The organism is Streptomyces auratus, assembly GCF_050433025.1.
Lineage (GTDB): Bacteria > Actinomycetota > Actinomycetes > Streptomycetales > Streptomycetaceae > Streptomyces > Streptomyces sioyaensis.
The window spans coordinates 1549066-1566293 of the sequence record NZ_JBNGCB010000003.1 but is presented as its reverse complement, the minus strand read 5'-3'; the positions used below and the strand labels follow the sequence as shown (position 1 = coordinate 1566293).

At 69.5% G+C, this 17228-nt stretch carries 12 protein-coding genes; 6 read left to right on the top strand and 6 right to left on the bottom strand.

Annotated elements, in window-relative coordinates:
- Positions 1 to 84: 84 nt before the first annotated feature.
- The gene (eccD, locus tag BKA18_RS26570; RefSeq protein ID WP_040898202.1) at positions 85 to 1548 is read right to left on the bottom strand and encodes a type VII secretion integral membrane protein EccD; all 1464 of its coding nucleotides are present in this window, start codon (positions 1546 to 1548) and stop codon (positions 85 to 87) included.
- Positions 1549 to 1803: 255 nt separating this feature from the next.
- Between eccD and eccCa the strand changes: the two genes are divergently transcribed.
- Positions 1804 to 5763: a type VII secretion protein EccCa gene (eccCa, locus tag BKA18_RS26565; protein ID WP_366047326.1), complete on the top strand. Its 3960-nt coding sequence runs from the start codon at positions 1804 to 1806 to the stop codon at positions 5761 to 5763.
- Positions 5764 to 5911: 148 nt separating this feature from the next.
- On the opposite strand, the gene BKA18_RS26560 is transcribed toward eccCa, so the two are convergent.
- Positions 5912 to 6646: a WXG100 family type VII secretion target gene (locus BKA18_RS26560; protein WP_366047327.1), complete on the bottom strand. Its 735-nt coding sequence runs from the start codon at positions 6644 to 6646 to the stop codon at positions 5912 to 5914.
- On the bottom strand, positions 6643 to 6951 hold the full coding sequence (locus tag BKA18_RS26555) for a hypothetical protein (RefSeq protein WP_366047328.1): 309 nt from the start codon (positions 6949 to 6951) through the stop codon (positions 6643 to 6645). The genes BKA18_RS26560 and BKA18_RS26555 overlap by 4 nt, the downstream gene beginning before the upstream one ends.
- Positions 6952 to 7197: 246 nt before the next feature.
- Here BKA18_RS26555 and BKA18_RS26550 point away from each other — a divergent pair, with 246 nt between their 5' ends.
- The 3 genes from BKA18_RS26550 to BKA18_RS26540 all read left to right on the top strand — a co-directional run bounded on the left by BKA18_RS26550 (position 7198) and on the right by BKA18_RS26540 (position 11271).
- A complete protein-coding gene (locus BKA18_RS26550; protein WP_006602749.1) occupies positions 7198 to 7605 on the top strand; it encodes a hypothetical protein in 408 nt (135 codons plus the stop codon).
- A gap of 376 nt (positions 7606 to 7981) precedes the next feature.
- Positions 7982 to 10180 (top strand): ATP-binding protein, encoded by a 2199-nt coding sequence (locus BKA18_RS26545; protein WP_366047330.1) that lies wholly within the window; start codon positions 7982 to 7984, stop codon positions 10178 to 10180.
- Positions 10177 to 11271: an SUKH-4 family immunity protein gene (locus BKA18_RS26540; RefSeq protein WP_366047331.1), complete on the top strand. Its 1095-nt coding sequence runs from the start codon at positions 10177 to 10179 to the stop codon at positions 11269 to 11271. The genes BKA18_RS26545 and BKA18_RS26540 overlap by 4 nt, the downstream gene beginning before the upstream one ends.
- A gap of 64 nt (positions 11272 to 11335) precedes the next feature.
- Here BKA18_RS26540 and BKA18_RS26535 read toward each other — a convergent pair whose 3' ends face one another.
- Positions 11336 to 11635 (bottom strand): hypothetical protein, encoded by a 300-nt coding sequence (locus tag BKA18_RS26535; protein ID WP_093489242.1) that lies wholly within the window; start codon positions 11633 to 11635, stop codon positions 11336 to 11338.
- A 374-nt stretch (positions 11636 to 12009) separates the two neighbouring features.
- On the opposite strand from BKA18_RS26535, the gene BKA18_RS26530 reads away from it, so the two are divergent.
- Both BKA18_RS26530 and BKA18_RS26525 read left to right on the top strand, forming a co-directional pair.
- The gene (locus BKA18_RS26530; protein WP_366047332.1) at positions 12010 to 12339 is read left to right on the top strand and encodes a WXG100 family type VII secretion target; all 330 of its coding nucleotides are present in this window, start codon (positions 12010 to 12012) and stop codon (positions 12337 to 12339) included.
- A gap of 143 nt (positions 12340 to 12482) precedes the next feature.
- Positions 12483 to 13487: a WXG100-like domain-containing protein gene (locus BKA18_RS26525; protein ID WP_366047333.1), complete on the top strand. Its 1005-nt coding sequence runs from the start codon at positions 12483 to 12485 to the stop codon at positions 13485 to 13487.
- A gap of 622 nt (positions 13488 to 14109) precedes the next feature.
- On the opposite strand, the gene BKA18_RS26520 is transcribed toward BKA18_RS26525, so the two are convergent.
- Positions 14110 to 15456: a S8 family serine peptidase gene (locus BKA18_RS26520; RefSeq protein WP_366047334.1), complete on the bottom strand. Its 1347-nt coding sequence runs from the start codon at positions 15454 to 15456 to the stop codon at positions 14110 to 14112.
- A gap of 97 nt (positions 15457 to 15553) precedes the next feature.
- Positions 15554 to 17176 (bottom strand): hypothetical protein, encoded by a 1623-nt coding sequence (locus tag BKA18_RS26515; RefSeq protein ID WP_366047335.1) that lies wholly within the window; start codon positions 17174 to 17176, stop codon positions 15554 to 15556.
- Positions 17177 to 17228: the final 52 nt, after the last annotated feature.

Here is a 17228-nt window from a genome sequence, read left to right as displayed (position 1 = left end):
GGACCGTCACACAGCGTACCAGCTGGAAAACGGCCCCCCGACCGGGTGGTCGGGGGGCCGTGGATCCGGCGGGCGGGCGGCCGGCTAGCTGCCGGTGAGGCCGCGCACCTTGCCGTAGACCTCCAGGACCGCCAGGCACAGCGGCACCAGGGAGAGCAGGAACAGACCGTCGAAGATGTCGAAGATCCGGCCCCAGAAGGGGGTGACACCCTTGCGCGGGACGATCAGGCCGACACCGACGAGCAGGGCGGCGCCCGCCGCGATGCTGCTGGAGAACCAGACGGTGCGGATGTTCAGCGGACCGGAGTCCTGGAAGCGGAGCAGGTCGACGAAGATGTCCGACGGCGGGTTCAGCGCGATGCCCAGGATGAGCAGGACGATCGTCAGGATGCCGGCGATGGTCAGGCAGGCGACCTGCGCGGTGTAGTCGAAGAGCCGGGCGCGGAGCATGATCGTGATGCCCGCGGCCAGCGCCAGCAGCTGGGCCCACATGTTGTCGGAGAAGCCCAGGACGACACCGGCCGAGCCGACGACCAGGGCGGCGCAGCCGGCCACGAGGCCGAGCAGCAGTTCGTGGCCGCGCTTGGCCTGGTTGGCGATCTTGACGAAGTCGACGGACTCGGTCTCGCCGCCGTTGTCGTAGGAGCCCTTGGCGATCTGGTCGGGCGACTTGTAGCCGATGGGCAGCCGCGCGAAGCGGGCGGAGAGGCCGGGCAGCCAGGCGACCATGGCGATCGAGACGACGGCGGTGACGGCGGCGACCTCGCGGGGCGCGGCGTCGGTGAGGATCGCGGCGAAGACCGCGAGGGTGCCGATGGCGGCCAGGAACGCGGCGGCGACAAAGGGTGCGTCACCGCGCGGCAGCAGGACCACCAGCAGGACGGACGCGATCAGGACGACCACGCAGCCGACGAGGAGGTGCAGCCGGCCGGGTCCGCCGCCCTGCTCGACGGGGAAGATGCCCGAGCCGGCGAGCAGCAGGTGCGGCAGGGAGGCCAGGCCCAGCGCGATGGAGGAGCCGTGGTCGTCGTAGACGCGGGCGCGGACGCCGGCCAGCGCGACGAGGACGATGCCGACGACACCGGCGATGATGCCGGGCAGGCGGTGCATGTCGCGGTTCAGGGGGTTCGAGAACCACAGGGCGAACGCCATCATGACGAGCAGCAGGACACCGGCGGAGAGGCCGACGACGTGCATGAGGTCGTCGCTCCAGCGGCTGCGGTTGCGCTTGACCGCGGAGGCGACGGCGTCGGAGACGTCATCGAAGACCGGCAGCGGCAGCGACTCGGCGAACGGCTTCAGCAAAAGGAGGTCGCCGTCGAGGATCTGCTGCTGCGCCAGCGACTGGCCGGCGTCGAGCACCGTGCCGTCGCGGCGTACGAGGTGATAGCCGGTCGGTGCGCCTTCGGCCTGGGACTGCCCGGAGAGCCGCAGGATCTCCGGATAGATGTCGACGAGTGCGACATCCTCCGGCAGAGCCACATCGATCCGTGCATCCGGCGCGGCGACTGTGACCCGGCAAAAGCCGGTGCCAGTGCTCGTGCTCACCTGGCGGTTCCCCCTATCCGTTGGGCGTTTTGTCGCGTCGCGCGCCCTATATAGAGAGCCGTCACTCGGGGCTGTGGGCACGCTCGCGATGCGTCAGCGTACCGTCCAATTCAGCGAGTGCCCCACCCACCCCGAGACTTGACGGTTAACAGTAGGATCAACGCCTGGTTCGGGCCAAGCACTTGGCTCGGGGGGACCGTCGAATCCAACGGGGGCGGTCCGAGACTGCGAGATGCATGAAGGACTGATGCCTCGGTGAGCGTTGTCATCGTTAAGCGCCCGCCCCGCGCGCTGCCACCTGAAGTTCCCTCCGAGGAGGTGACACTCGAGGCACCTCCGGAGCTTCCCCGTGAGGGCGAATCAGAAAACATGCTGATGACCCTTATGCCCATGATGGGTATGGCGTCTTCGGCGGGATTCTTGTTCATGGGCAACCAGCCGTTCATGAAAATCATGGGCGGCTTTATGGTGGCGTCCACCCTGGCAATGGCGATCGTGCAGATCGTCAAGGCTCGCCAAGGGCCTTCCGGGCAAATGCTTCAAGAGCGACAGGATTACCTCAAGTACCTGACGCAGAAGCGAAAAGAGGTGCGGCGCACCGCCCGAAAGCAGCGGGACGCGCAGCTGTTCACTCACCCCGATCCGAGCCAGCTGTGGTCCATCGTGGCCGAGGGCAAACGGGTATGGGAGCGCCGGTCGACCGACCCGGACTTCGGGCAGGTACGACTGGGCCTGGGGCCGCAGCAGTTGGCCACCCCCCTGCGGGCGCCCGAGACCGCTCCGGTCGACGAGCTGGAGCCGCTGACCGCGCATGCGATGAAGGAATTCCTCGACAAGCACGGACAGTTGGACAGCCTGCCGCTGGCGGTCTCGCTGCGCGCCTTCTACCACCTGACCGTCTCCGGTGACCCGGACACGGTCTACGGCGCCTCGCGCGCCATCATCGCCCAGCTGTGCACCCTGCACTCGCCCGAGGACCTGGTGGTGGCGGTGGTCGCCGCGCCCGGTGCGCAGGCGGAGTGGGAGTGGACGAAGTGGCTGCCGCAGGTGCAGGACAAGACCACCGACGGCGCGGGGACGCGCCGGCTGGTCGTCGGTGACCTCGGTGAGATCGAGGAGCTGCTGGCGGAGAACCTGGACGGCCGCGGGCGGTTCAACCCGCAGGGCACTCCGGTGACCGACACCCCGCATGTGGTGATCGTGCTGGACGGCGGCGAGGTGCCGATGGACTCGGTGATCGCCGGGGCCGAGGGCCTGCAGGGCGTCACCATCCTCGAGGTCGTCCCGGGCGATCTGGACGAGATCCGCGGCGGTCTGGCCGTCCAGGTGTGGCCGGGCAAGCTGGTGCTGGAGTCGGCCGGCGGTGCGGTCTACCACGGTGTCTGCGACACCCTGTCGATCCCCGAGTCGGAGGCGCTGGCGCGCCAGCTGGCCCCGCTGCGGGCGGGCTCGGGTGCCGACGGCGAGGATCCGCTGCTGTCCTCCATGGACTTCACCGACCTGCTCAACATCGGCGACGCCGGTGCCCTGGATGTGTCGCGTACGTGGCGGCCCCGGACGCTGGCCGAGCGGCTGCGCGTCCCGCTCGGCGTCGACCGCGACGGCCAGCCGGTCATGCTGGACATCAAGGAAGCCTCGCAGCAGGGCATGGGCCCGCACGGACTGTGTGTCGGTGCGACCGGTTCCGGTAAGTCCGAGGTGCTGCGCACCCTGGTGCTCGCCCTCGCGGTCACGCACTCCTCCGAGACGCTGAACTTCATCCTCGCGGACTTCAAGGGTGGCGCCACCTTCACCGGTATGTCGGAGATGCCGCACGTCGCGGCGGTCATCACCAACCTCGGTGAGGACGTCACCCTGATCGACCGCATGCGCGACTCGATCACCGGTGAACTCCAGCGCCGTCAGGAGCTGCTGCGCTCCGCCGGCAACTACGCCAACATCACCGACTACGAGAAGGCGCGTGCCGCGGGTGCCCCGCTGGACCCGCTGCCCTCGCTGGTGATGATCATCGACGAGTTCTCCGAGCTGCTCGCCGCCAAGCCCGACTTCATCGAGATGTTCATCCAGATCGGCCGGATCGGCCGTTCGATGGGTGTGCACATGCTGCTCGCCTCGCAGCGTCTGGAAGAGGGCAAGCTGCGGGGTCTGGACACCTTCCTGTCCTACCGGCTGGGTCTGCGGACGTTCTCCGCGGCCGAGTCGCGGACCGCGATCGGTGTGCCGGACGCCTACCACCTGCCGAACGTCCCCGGTTCCGGCATCCTGAAGTACGACACCGAGACGATGGTCCAGTTCAAGGCCGCGTACGTCTCCGGTACCTACCGCGGCCCGGGTGCCGGCGGTGGCGGCGGCCGCGGCGGCCGGACGAACCGGCTGCCGGTGCCGTTCACCGCGGCCCCGGTCGTCGAGCAGATCATCGAGGAGCCGATCGCCGTCGAGGCGGCCGAGCCGGAGATCGACGACGCGCTGGCCGACACCGTGCTGGACGTCATGGTCCAGCGGATGCAGGGCCAGGGCCCGCCGGCGCACCAGGTGTGGCTGCCCCCGCTGGAGGAGGCGCCCACCGTCAATCAGCTGCTGCCGGCGCTCGCGGTCACTCCCGAACGGGGCGTGCACGCGGCGGAGTACACCGCGCTCGGCAAGCTCGTGGTGCCGGTCGCGCTGGTGGACAAGCCGTTCGAGCAGCGGCGTGACGTGATGTACCTGGACTTCTCCGCCGGTGCCGGTCACGGTCTGGTCGTGGGTGGTCCGCAGTCCGGTAAGTCCACGCTCATCCGGTCCGCGATCGCGTCGTTCGCACTCACCCACACCCCGGCCGAGGTGCAGTTCTACTGCCTCGACTTCGGTGGCGGCGGCATGCTGACCATGGAAGGCCTGCCGCACGTCGGTGGTGTCGCCTCGCGTCTGGACGCGGAGAAGGTGCGCCGTACGGTCTCCGAGGTCGTCGGCATCCTCAACGAGCGCGAGGAGTTCTTCCGGGCCAACCACATCGACTCGATCGGGACCTACCGCCAGCGGCGGGCCTCGGGCGCCTACCCCGACCAGAAGTGGGGCGACGTCTTCCTGGTCATCGACGGCTGGGCGACGTTCAAGACCGACTACGAGCAGATGGACCCGGTGATCCTGGACATCGCCGCTCGGGGTCTCGGTTTCGGTGTCCACCTGATCATCGCCGGTGCGCGCTACACCGAGGTGCGGCCCGCGCTGCGCGACCAGCTCCTCAACCGCGTCGAGCTGCGTCTGGGCGACCCGATGGAGTCGGAGTTCGACCGCAAGCGCGCGGAGAACGTCCCGATGGGCAAGCCGGGCCGCGGTATGTCCCCCGAGAAGCTCGACTTCCTGTCGGCGCTGCCGCGTCTGGACGGGATGAGCGACCCGGAGACGCTCAGCGAAGGCATCGCGAACCTGGTGTCGACGGTCAGCGAGCACTGGCAGGGCGAGCCCGCCCCCGCGGTGCGGATGCTGCCGACGATGCTGCACGTCAACGAGCTGCCCAAGGGCAACGACTACCCCGACCACGGCATCGCGATCGGTGTCGACGAGACCACCCTCTCGCCGGCGTTCATCGACTTCGAGACCGACCCGCTGCTGGTCATCTACGGCGAGAGCGAGTCGGGCAAGTCGTCGCTGCTGCGCCTGCTGACCAAGCAGATCGCCGAGCGGTACCCCTCCGACAAGGCGCTGATGGTGGTCTCCGACTACCGTCGCGCACTGCTCGGCGAGGTCCCCGAGAGCCATCTGTACAAGTACTGCGCCGCGGGACCGCAGTTGCAGGAGGTCATCACCGGTCTGGCCGGTTCGCTGGGCCGCCGGATGCCCGGGCCGGACGTCACGCCGGAGCAGCTGCGCAACCGCAGCTGGTACGACCTGCCGGACGCGTTCGTGATCGTGGACGACTACGACCTGGTGGCGACGAGCAGCGGCAACCCGCTGCAGCCGCTGCTGGAGTACCTGCCGTTCGCCCGTGACCTGGGTCTGCGCCTGATCATCGCGCGCAGCTCCTCGGGCGCCGGACGGTCGTCGTTCGAGCCGGTGATGCAGCGCACCAAGGAGCTCGGTGCGCAGGGTCTGATCTTGTCGGCCGATCCGGCCGAGGGTCCGCTGATGGGCAACGTCAAGGGCCAGCGCCTGACGCCCGGCCGGGCCATGTTCATGACGCGCAAGCGCGGTGCACAGCTGGTCCAGACGGGCTGGCTGCCGACCAGCGGCGGCTGACCGGGGCACAGCACGACGGCGGTGGGGCGTTCCTCCTGGGAGGGGCGCCCCACCGCCGTTTTGTCACCGCCGTTTTGTCACCGCCGTTTCGTCTGCGTGCCCGGTGTGTACGGGCCGGTGGCTGTGGCCGGTGGCCGGTGGCCGCGTGTCAGCCGAAAGCGCCGTGCTGGGTGACGTCGGGGCCGGGCGGGCCGGGGGTTCCGGCGGCGGAGGCGGAGCTGTCCTTGGCGGCGCCCGCCGGGGCGGCGGCCGTCCCCTTCTTCTCCGCCCCGGCCTTCGGCTCGCCGCCCGGGGCCGGTTCGGCACCGGCCGGCCGGCTCCGTACGCCCTTGGCAAGGCCCTCGCCGCCGCGCGTCTTCGCCTCACCGTCCCGCGCGGGGCCGAACGGGTCGGGCCCCAGCGGTGCGGCGGAGGTGTCCCACTGATGCCCCGCGGCCGGGCCCTGGCTCCGGCCGCCGCCCCCGCCGCGCTTGCCGAAGGCGCCGCCGAGGCCGTTGGCCAGCTGGCCGAGCGCCATGAAGCCGTAGGCGGTCTCGTTGCCGGACGAGGACTGCGCGGCGCCGGCGGACTGGTCCACCGGCGGTGCGCCGTGGTCCTTGCCGTCCCCGCCGGCCGTGCCGTCCTTGTCGTCGGGGGAAGCGGCGGCAGCGGTCTCCAGGTCGGCGGCGGCCAGTTCGAAGGCCGGCAGCGACTCGTCCACGGACCGCTTGAGGCGGTGCCACTCCGCGGCGAACGCCTCGCCGGCCGGGCCCTGCCAGTTGGCCGCGGCGGCGGTGCCGACCTTCCGGTCCAGGTCGCGGACGAGGCCGTCGAGGTGCTTGCCCATCTCCCGCCAGCCGGCCGCCGCTTCGTGCAGGGCCTCGGGGTTGCGCCGCTCGCTCACTTGACGCTCCGGATCATCTCGTCCAGCTCTTCCTCGGTCGCCTGCACCTGGGCAACGGTCTCCTTGATCCCTCCGCCGACCTCGGCGAGCCGCTGCTGGAGCTGGACGAGGGCGTGCTCGGCCTGCTCGTACAGCTCACGGAACGGCCGCGCCGCCTCCTCGCTGCCGAAACCGTCCCGCAGCGCCTCGGCATCCGCCCGCCGTCTGAATGCGGCCAGCTGCCGGCTCAGGTCTTCCGCACGTACCTCGAAGGCTGCACCCAGTCTGTGCAACTCCTCCGTACTGAGCCGGACTTCGTCGGACATCATTTCTCCCCGAATTGAATGACAGCTGCCTGCCAACCTGGCCCCAGGTCTAGCACACCCGCAATAGGCCGGAAGCCTTGCCGAAGCGGGCACCGGCAAAGAGCGGAATGCATACGGAGCAATATGCGGCAATACCGACAACACCCGCCTTGACGGCCAGTTCACACCCGTCATCACCCGTCATTAGACTCAGGACGCCGGTGCCGCACACGCGGTTGCTGTGCCATCACGTTCAAGGGGGCAGAGATGAGCAATGAGCGGCAGATCCAGGACGAGGACCTGATGGACGTCGCCCAGGATCCGGAGCAGGCGCACCGGCTGCGCAAGGCGCTGAAGGTCCTGGCGGACAACCCCAACGTCGGCGGCAAGCTCCAGGAGATGGCCCGCGAAGTGCTCTCCGGCCGGATCGGCATGAAGGACGCCATCGAGACGCCGGGGTACATGGACGCGCTGGGCGACCGGATGAACGAGATCCGGCGGGCCGCGGAGAACCAGACCATGGCCGAACGCGAGGCCTCGCGCGAGAAGTTCGCCGCATGGCAGAAGGAGCAGGAGGCCAAGGAGGACGCCGAGCGCGCGGAGCGGGACGGCCCGACGGGCAACATCGTGACCGCTCCCCGGCGCGGCGGCCGCGGCGGCGGGCACCGGGGCTGACCGGAGCACCGCGCGGACGGTGCGCGGCGGCCGGCCCGGCAGCATGCCCGGCCGGCCGTCTTTTTTCTTTCTCCGGATTCGGTGCACCACCCCCGCGGCGTCGACACGTCGGAAAGCAGATCAGCCGCCGGAATAACCGGACAGATCTGCTTTCTTTCCCCACAAGGTGATCCCGATTTCTCCACACCGGATCTCCAGGGCCGCGCTTCGGAGGCCGCCCGGCACGCTCACTCACGCCTCCGTCCGTCCGACATGTTCCCGTTCCGGAACGGCGGACCCCGTGCGGTCTTGAGCATCCGGCCCGGAACATAAGATCGAGCCGGTACGTGCAGGAATCCACAAAGGTGGAGCCGGGATCGATGGGGACGAGGGAGTCATGAGCGCCTCAGAAGAAGGAATCGCCGGGGCGAGCGGATATGCACCGCATCCGTACATCGGCGGCCGCACTTCCGTGCTCCGTGCGCTCGCGGCGTGGCGTATGCGGTGGCCGGGCGCACCGCGCGTCATCGTGCTCACCGGAAGCCCGGGCAGCGGCCGTTCGCGCCTGCTCACCGGCTTCCTGATGCTGTGTGACCCCCGCTTCCGCAAGCAGTTGCCGCTGGACGCCATGGACCCGGCGACGGTGCCGCCGGACCTGCCGGCGCCCGCCGTGCCGAGCCCCGAGGGACGCACCGCGGCACAGCTGCTGGCGCTCCTCGCCGACCACTTCGAGCTGGGCGCGGCCCGTAGCGAAGACATCTGCACCGAACTCGCCGCCCGTGAAGAGCCGGTGACGATTGTGGTGCCGGATGTCGACCGGGCCGGACCGGTGCGCGCGGCGGACGAGCCGGCCCGCGTCGTCCGGGACGTCCTCAAGCCGCTCGCCGCCACCACCACGGTGCAGTTGCTGGCCGATGTGCCGCGCGGGCTGGCCGCGGAGCTGGCGGCGGCGCTGCCGTCCGGCCAGGTGCGGCTCATCGATCTCGACGACCCCGAGTGGGCCGACCCCGAGGGCCTGGTGCGGCACGCCGAGGCCGCGCTCAGCCTCGGGCCGCCGGAACTCCCCTTCTGCACCGATCCGTCGACCCGCCGGGCGCTTGCCGAGGCCCTGGCCGAGCGCGCGAACGGCAACCGCCTGACGCTCCAGCTCGCCGTGCAGTCGCTGGTCATGCGGCCCGAGGGCGTCGACCCGGCGGACCCGTCGATGCTGCCCGGCAGCGTCGGCGAGGCGCTGGATCTGCATGCCCGCCGGCTGGGCTCCGACCCGCAGACCCTGCGGCTGATGCTGGCGCCGCTCGCGTTCGCCGAGGGCGCGGGGCTGCCCGTCCAGCTGTGGGGCGCGCTGGCCGACGCCGTCGCCGAGCGGGACATGAGCCGCGATCTCGCCGACGGCATGCCGCTGGCCGCGCCCTTCCTCCAGCCGTCCGAGGGCTCGGAGAGGGATGAGGCGAACGACGGGAAGACCGGCAGGGCGAACGTCGGGAAGGCGGACGGTGCGACGGTCGCAGACACCGCCGACGGCGGCCGTACGCTGCTGCGCCTGCTGCACCCGGGGATCGCCGAGGAGATCCGCGCCGGCCTGCCGGACATCCCGGGCGCCCAGACCAGGATCGCCATGGCGCTGCTGGACGCGGTGCCCCAGCAGGACTGGTCCCGCGCCGACCCCTACCTCCGCGACCACCTCGCCGCACACACCCTTGAGGCCGGACTGCTCCCCCAACTCCTCACCGACCCGGGCCTGTTCGCGCACGCCGACCCGGTGGCGATGCGGGCCGCCATCGAGGCCGTACCGCTCGACCGGCTGGGCGCACCGGCCCGGACGTACCTGCGCACCGCGCCGCTGCTCACCCGCTCCCAGGCACCGGCGGGCCTGCGGGCCGCGTTCCTGGAGTCCGCGTTCGTCGAGGACGGGCTGGCTCCGTACGCGGAGGCGCTGCACCGGCTCGGCTTCCCCCTGCCCTGGCGCACGCTGTGGAGCGTGCCGCTGACCGGCGTCCGCGCGGTGACGACGGGTGCCCTCCCGCCGGCGGACGCGGACGGCGCACCGGCGGCGGCCGCGCCCCCGGACGGTACGACGGGCGCTGCGGCAGCCGGCGCGGAGACCGGCGGCGGCGTCGGGCCCGGGCCGGCGTCCGGCGCACCCGCTTCCCGTCCCGTCGCCACCTTCGTCGTTCCCGAGGGAACCCCCGGCTCCCGTACGGCCCCCGGCCCGGACGGCGACGCCTCCGAGGGCGGGGCCGCGGGGGCGCTGCTCGTCCACGACCTGCTGCGCCCCGGGTATCTCGACGCCGATCCGGCACGCGTACGGCCTCCCTCCGAAGAGGCCCGGGCGGCCGCGCCCTTCGCGTGCACCCCCGGCCGCGACTCTCTGCAGGTCTGGGCGCGCGCAAACCGGGAGGTGGTGGCCACCCTGGTCTCGGACACCCCGATCACCGGCGCCGACCTCTCCCCGGACGGCGTGCTCGTCGTCGCCACCGAACGCGGTGTCACCGCCCGGCAGATCCTCGCCGCGCCGGCGGCTCCCACCGTGCCGGCCCAGCGCACCGGCGGCGCCGACTCCGCTGCGTCCGACGGCCTCGGAGGGCACCACTCGTGAGCAACCAGGCGCAGGAGGGCCGGACGTACCAGCAGCACGGTACGGGGGCGGGCACCGCTCGGGCGATGCCCGCCCAGCCGCCGGTCACCGGCCCCGGCAACACCGCCGTCGCGACCTACCCCGACCCGGCGACCGGCGAGGAGACCACCCTCGCCCGCGTCTCGGCGCCCGGCGCACCGCCCGTCGAGTTCCAGCTCCATGACGAGCTGCGGCGGCTGGGCGTACGGCCCGCGGACGTCCGCGCGTTCCACACCGATCTGCGCTCGGCCCTGCTGCCCGGCGGCTACCCCGCCGACTTCGTCCTCCGCACCTTCCCGAACGCCGCCTTCTCCTGCACCGAGGGCTACGGCATGCGCCCCGAGGAGCGCGCCGAGGGCGTCGCCGGGCTGCTGCGGCACGTCGAGCTGATGCACCGGATGACGGGCCGGCCGGCGCCGCCGCGCCCGCACCGGCTACCGGTGCCGCAGGACGTGGCGGCCGCCCCGGCGGTACGGGACGTGGCCCTCGGCAAGCACCTCGTGGAGGTCTTCGGCCCCGACGGCGTCCACCGCCCGGACGCCGACGACCTCGCCGCGACTCCGCTGCCCCAGACCACCAGGAACACCCTGACCTGGTCCGGGCTGCCCACCGCGGTGCCGTTCTTCTTCACCGCCGACCGGCCCGACACCCCACCCGCCGGCGGGCTGTTCACCGATGTGGCGACCCACCTGCGCACCACCGGCACCCAGGCCCGGGAGCAGACGCTGGCGACCCTCACCGGCTACGTCCGGATCGGCACGGACGGGCTCTACACGCTCGCCGTCCAGTGCGTCGCCCCGGAGAAGAACCAGAACCTGCTCGGTACCGTCTGGGCCGTCCAGCCGACCTCGGGCGGCGGCCGCTTCGTCAACCGGACCCTGTCCGCATATCTCCGCTCCCTCGCCCTGCTGGTGACCACGCGCCGGCAGATGCCGGGCATGGACCCGTACGCGGCGGGCGCGGCGGTCGCCGCCTTCCAGGAGCAGATCGCGGCCATCGACTCCTGGGCCCTGGACGACGACGGCAACTGGTGGTCGCTGGTCATCGAGCAGATGTGGCACGGGTTGTTCTGAGCGTGCGGGGAGGGGGCGGCTCTACCGAGCCAACGGAGGGGGCCGCCTTGGAACGGGGCCCCGCTCAGGGCAACAGCAGCCAGTCCGCGGCCAGTGCGGCCGCCAGGCCGAGACCCAGCAGCCAGGTACCGAGCCGGGTACGCCCGTGCCGGCTGAGCTCGATCACCACGCCGCAGAGCACCAGCGCGGCCCCGTACACCCCGACCACCAGCACCGACGTACGCGACGCCAGGCGCACCACGAGCACCACCGCCATCGCCACCATCAGCACCGAGGCCAGGACGATGCGTATCCGCCTCGCCTGACGCGGCGTCAGCCCCACACGACTGTCGGGCAGGGGCTCTTCATTGCCGGGCATGTCCATGAGCCGGAATGCTACGGGACCGTTGATCGTCCGCACCCGCCACTCCCCCTGCGGACACCCGCCCCCAGCCACCCTCGACGCCCCGCCGGCTCCACGCCACCGGCTCCGGGCGTCACCGACTCCGGGCGTCACCGACTCCGCGCGTCACCGACTCTGGACGTCACCACTCCGGCGACCGCTCACCCCACACCCAAGTGCCACCAATACCCGCAGGAGGGTCAATTCCCCTGCCCCACAAGGCTGTTCGATGTCAAAATGCCCACGCTCCCTCCACACTCCTTGCCTTGACGCGCCTGGATTGAGATCACCTAGGGTGGAATCACTAAAGACGCGACAGATATCTGCGCGGTATACACGGCAGCACGGGGGCAAGAGTGGCAGGCAAGGCATTCGACGTAGATCCGGATGTGCTGCGCACACAGGGCACTGCCTTCGTCCACATCGGCAGCGATTTCTCCAAGGCGTCGAAGAAGCTACAGGACGACCTTGAAGGCCTCGGCAGCCCGTGGGAGAACTGCGACTTCGGCGACATCTTCGAAACGATCTACACGCCCATCCGGGACGGCATGTTCGAGTCGATGGACTCCTTGGGCGAGCACCTCGAAGGTATCGGCGACAAGTTGCAGCACATGGCCGGCTCGTACACCCAATCCGACGAGCAGGGCATTCACGCCATCAGCGCCGTCGGCCGCCCGGCCATCTGAACTCCGGCCCGCCGCACCCCACTCGCGCCGACGGCGGCCTGCGCCTCTCTCCTTCCCACTTCCCATTTTCTCTCTCCATTGCTCCGCAATCGGTTAAAACTGCACGGGGGACGATCACTGTGTCATTGACGCTGCCAAGCGAGGTGGCTTGGGTCCTGGACCTCCTCGGCTACAACTGGCCGGACGCCGACGAGGACAAGCTCCATGAGTGCGCCCAGGTCTGGCGCAACTTCGCCGAGTCCGTCAACCAGGCGTCCACCCAGGGTTCTTCGGCAGCCAACGAAGTCGTCTCCGCCAACTCCGGCGAGGCGATCGAGGGCTTTTCGCGGGAATGGGGTTCTTTCTCCGGCGGCGGGGACGGCGGGGACAACTATCTCCGCGATGCCGCCGCGGCGGCGGAAGTCATCGCCGTCGCCTTCGACGCGGCGGCCATAGCCGTCCTCGCCGGAAAGATCGCGGTCATCGTCCAGCTCGTCATGCTGGCCGCCGAGATCATCGCGGCCCAGGCCGCCGCACCCTTCACCCTGGGCCTCTCCGAGATCGGCGCCGCGGGCGCCACCCAGGCGACCCGCCTGATCGTCCGCCAGATCCTCGACAAGATCAAACGCGAGGTCATGGAAGCGGCCACCAAGGCCATGGAACACGCCACCATGGACGCCATCAAGAAGATGGCGAAGAAGGCCGTTTCCAAGGAAGCCCGCAAACTGGCGACGGACTACGTCAAGAAGACGGTCAAGGAAACCGTCAAGGACAAGGTCGTCGACCAGGCGAAGGAGATCGCCAAGGACAAGATCGTCGAAGAGGGCAAGAACAAGGCCAAAGAGGCCGCCACGGAGATGACCCAGAACGTCGCCCAGCAGGGCATCGAGAGCCACTTCGGCGCCCGCGACGGAATCGACTGGGGCGAAACCGCAGACATCGGCAAGGGGAAGGCCGGCGAATACGTCGACGGCCTCAAGGAAGGCGCCCAGGAGTACAAGGACGGCGTCACCAGCCTCGCCGACCCCGGCACCTACATCGACCACGCCAAGGAAGACCTCACCAACCGAGGCCTGAACGCCGCCCAACGCCACACCGACCGCCACACCGGCGGCGCCGCCACCCGCCACCAGGACGTCACGGACGAGGTCCGCTCGGTGTTCGGGTGACACCGGCCGATACGACGAGTCGGCAGTGAGGCGAGGAGCGACGGCCCCAGGGTGTGCAAGCCCGCCCCCTCGCCCCTCCTCACCGAAGAGGTGGCGAGGCATCACAGCCGACAGCGCGGCGTCGCCTCACCCATCGCAGGACAGCAGGTGGGTGAGGCGACGCCGCGCACGTCCCGGTGCCGGATGCGTGCGACCACAGCTACCGGTGCAGCGTGAGGGCGACCATGGCGTAGGTCTTCTCACCCTGATCATGTCCGCGGAGCCGATGGCCGTCATGTAGAGCCGGCCGGTCCGCGCCATGGGGCCTGGCGGAGAGAGCGAGGGAGGACTGCCGGATTCCCCTGGCTCGCCTGCTGGGGAACCGTCGGAGATCTTCAGGACGTGCGTGGCGCCCATACCGCCCCTCACCCCGGGCATACGGAGAACGGGCCCAGGCCCCGCAAGAGTTCCACCACATCAAACAACTTGGGTCCGCAGCCTGATGGCTGCGGACCCAAGAAGCGTTTGCCGACTGCCTGTCGCAAGCTGACGCATGTCCCGTCCGACGGGGATCGGGCCATTCCTGCTCGAAACAGCCGCAGTCAGAAACCTGACGGCATCATGCGCTCAATTCCGGTGGCCCTCAATGACCCGGCGGCTGGTTCGGCGGTACCGGCGGATAGCCCTGAGCACCGGGCTGCTGCTGATACGCACCCGGCTGCTGATACGGAGCGGGCTGCTGCTGGTACGGACCCGGCTGCTGCGGGAAGCCGGGGCCGCCATAGCCACCAGGGCCACCAGGGCCACCAGGCGGCGGTCCGTTACGGCCGTTCTTCTTCTGCCGGACAACGACAATGACAATGACCGCGACGACAATGAGTACACCAGCCGCGATACCCACGATGGCACCCACACCAAGACCCTCGTCCTTCTCGCCACTTGCCTGCTGGCCGCCACTACCCGCGCTCGCACCGCCCACACCCGCGGACGAATCCGCCTTCGGCGTCTTCAGCGGACCGTTCTTGGAGCCGGCAGGGATATCGGCAGTCAGCGCCTTCAACGGCTGAATGAAGCCATATCCATAGTGTGGGTCGGGAAGTTCAAGGCCCTTCTTACCCGGCGGCAGGCCGGCGGACTTCACGAGCCGGTTGGCGATCTGACCTGCGGAGAGATCAGGGAACTTCGAACGCAGGAGTGCCGCAGCGGCCGAGACATAGGCAGTGGAGTCGGACGTACCGTCCGCCAGTCGATATTGTCCCGCAGTAGCAGAAGCGGATGTGATCTCTACACCTGGCGCCGAAAGCATCAGTCGGCTACCAGAATTGGACTTTGCCCATACCTTCCCGGTCTTGTCCACCGCACCCACGGAAACGACACCTGGAGTGGAAGCAAGCTCGCTGAGCTTACTCTCTCCGTCGTTTCCTGCACCGGCTACAACCAGGACATCCTTCTGGACAGCATAGGCAACGGCTTGCTTATCGGAGTCGGCGAGGCCGGCAGGGTTGATCGATAGGTTGATGACGGAGGCATCATGATCGACTGCATACCTAATCCAGTCGCTAAGGCCACTGTTGTCTACTCCGACTCCGACCTCCGGAGAAGCAACGGGAAGAATCTTCGCATCCGGCGCCAGTCCCATGACGCCATCAGCACTACCGGTCCCGTGCCCATGCCCAGCAATGAGTGACGCCATACCAGTTCCGTGATCGCCCGTGCCCTTGCGGTCACCGCGTCCACCATCAATAAAACTCTTCCCCGGCAGCACATTGCCCTTCAGGTCTGGATGACTGCCGTTAACGGGATCATCGATTACCGCGACCGTGACGCCCTTCCCTGTGGACTCCTTCCAGATACTCGCGGCGTCGAACGCCTTGAGTGGCCACTGATCATCCCTGTTCTGATCAGCCAAAGCGGCCGGGGCGGCGCTGAAGAGCAGTGCTCCCGCCACCACCGCGCCGCCCACCGCACGCAGCGTCCGCGTGAAGCTCATGCCGTACACCTCTCCGTAGCGACGGTGGGGCCCGCAGCCCGAGGACTGCGGGCCCCACCTCGATTCCGCCGAGCACCCTATCTGGACTGACAGGTCCCTACTCGATGACCTTGGGCGCCACGTTGCGCTCCGGCGTCCAAGTCTCCTCTTCTTCTACCAGGTAGTCCGGGCGCTGGCCGTTCTCTCCGCCCTTGTCCTTACCCTTTGCCCCGTGAGCACCATGCGCGCCGGCCATCCCTGCCGGGCGGCGACCGCCAGAAGCACCCTGCTGCGTGCCGCCACGACTGCGGTGCAAGCCAGATCCTCCTTGCCCCCCGGCTCCGAGCTTGCCGCCCTTCCCGCCGACGACACCGCCCTTCTGGCGTGCCAACGCACTGCCCTTACCGCCAGCGCCAGCGCCCTTTGCGCCAGCACCCTTGCCGGCGCCAGCGGCTCCACCCATGCCGGGCATGCCGGCGCGGCCGCCCCGCGCGCCCGCGCCGGCGCCCGCGCCCCCGGCACGAGCGCCACCGGCGCCGATACCCCCGACCATGCCGGGTGCGCCAGAGCCGCCGACGCCGGGACCAGAGCCCGCGCCGACGCTTCCGGAGCCGCCGCCCAAACCGCCAGTACCCACGCCGCCACCGACGCCGCCACCACCGGCGCCTCCAATGCCCGGACCGGTTCCTCCTTGGAGACCGTCAAGTCCTGTCCCAACGTGTGGTGCAGGAGCCTTAGGAACGCTGCCGACGCCACCATCGATGCCGTGCGGCCGCGGCGGTTCCATCGGCTGCGGAGTTGAGTACCCGCCGCCCTTCATGCCCGGCATCTTCCCGGTAGGTGCACCTGTCTTCGGAGTGGATGGCATCGGGCCAAAGGCGCCGATGCCTGGGATCGCACCACCGCCACCATCACCGTCGTGGTCCGGCGGCTTGATGCGGTCGTCATCAATTCGGCTTGAGCCCAAGGCCTTCGCCCCCGCCCGGTACGTCGTCCCCAACTGCTCCATATAGTGAGCAGCCTGCAGCTGACGCTCCTTCCCCAGCGACAAGCTGGTGCGGTTCTTGTTCATGGCATCCCAGATGCTCATGTTCGGGTTCTGGAGGTCTACCTTCAGCTGCGAGTCATCCCGACCATCGCCGCCGACCATCCCACCGACAAGGCCGCCGACCAGGGCACCGCCTCCACCCGGCATGATGCTGTTCCCGATCGCTGCGCCCTTGCCCACGCCCGAACTGGCTTTATCGGCGAGCCAGTCTTCCTTGCTCTCCCACCCGCTCGGCTCCTTGACCTCGTCGACGAACTTCTGGACGTCCTTGAGGTTGTCGCCGATCTGTCGCAGGACCTCGCCGGTGTTGTGCGGATACAGCGCGAGATTCGCGAAGTTTTCGCTGATCTTTTGCGCCGAGGCGGCAAACTGATCGGCAGAAGAGCCGTGCCAGGTCTGCAGGACCTTCTGCACGGCATCATCGAAGTGCTTCTTGATGCCTCCGTCCCAGCCTTCACCGACTAGTGCAACTCGGACGTCCCGCCAGCCCTTGGCGACATTGCCAACCTCTGTCGGGTTGGCCCCCGCCACCATCTGCTTGAGGTCGTTGAGTCCCTTCTCAGTGAACTGAGGACGGCTCGCGATGACGTCGTGGCCGACTTCTTGAGCCTCCCCCGACCCCTTGGCAGCCCTCTTAGGTGGCTCCGGCACCTGGACCTTCGCCGGCTTGAACTCAGTGTCCTTCGACGCCATCTGCTGTCCCCCACTCCGTCATCGAACATGCCTGTCTGTCACTACGATCCGC

What these genes read in the sequence shown, in the direction of transcription:
- BKA18_RS26520 (WP_366047334.1), bottom strand. Translation starts at nt 15,456, where the DNA reads ATGAGCTTCACGCGGACGCTGCGTGCGGTGGGCGGCGCGGTGGTGGCG.
- BKA18_RS26555 (WP_366047328.1), bottom strand. Translation starts at nt 6,951, where the DNA reads ATGTCCGACGAAGTCCGGCTCAGTACGGAGGAGTTGCACAGACTGGGT.
- BKA18_RS26515 (WP_366047335.1), bottom strand. Translation starts at nt 17,176, where the DNA reads ATGGCGTCGAAGGACACTGAGTTCAAGCCGGCGAAGGTCCAGGTGCCG.
- BKA18_RS26535 (WP_093489242.1), bottom strand. Translation starts at nt 11,635, where the DNA reads ATGGACATGCCCGGCAATGAAGAGCCCCTGCCCGACAGTCGTGTGGGG.
- BKA18_RS26545 (WP_366047330.1), top strand. Translation starts at nt 7,982, where the DNA reads ATGAGCGCCTCAGAAGAAGGAATCGCCGGGGCGAGCGGATATGCACCG.
- BKA18_RS26550 (WP_006602749.1), top strand. Translation starts at nt 7,198, where the DNA reads ATGAGCAATGAGCGGCAGATCCAGGACGAGGACCTGATGGACGTCGCC.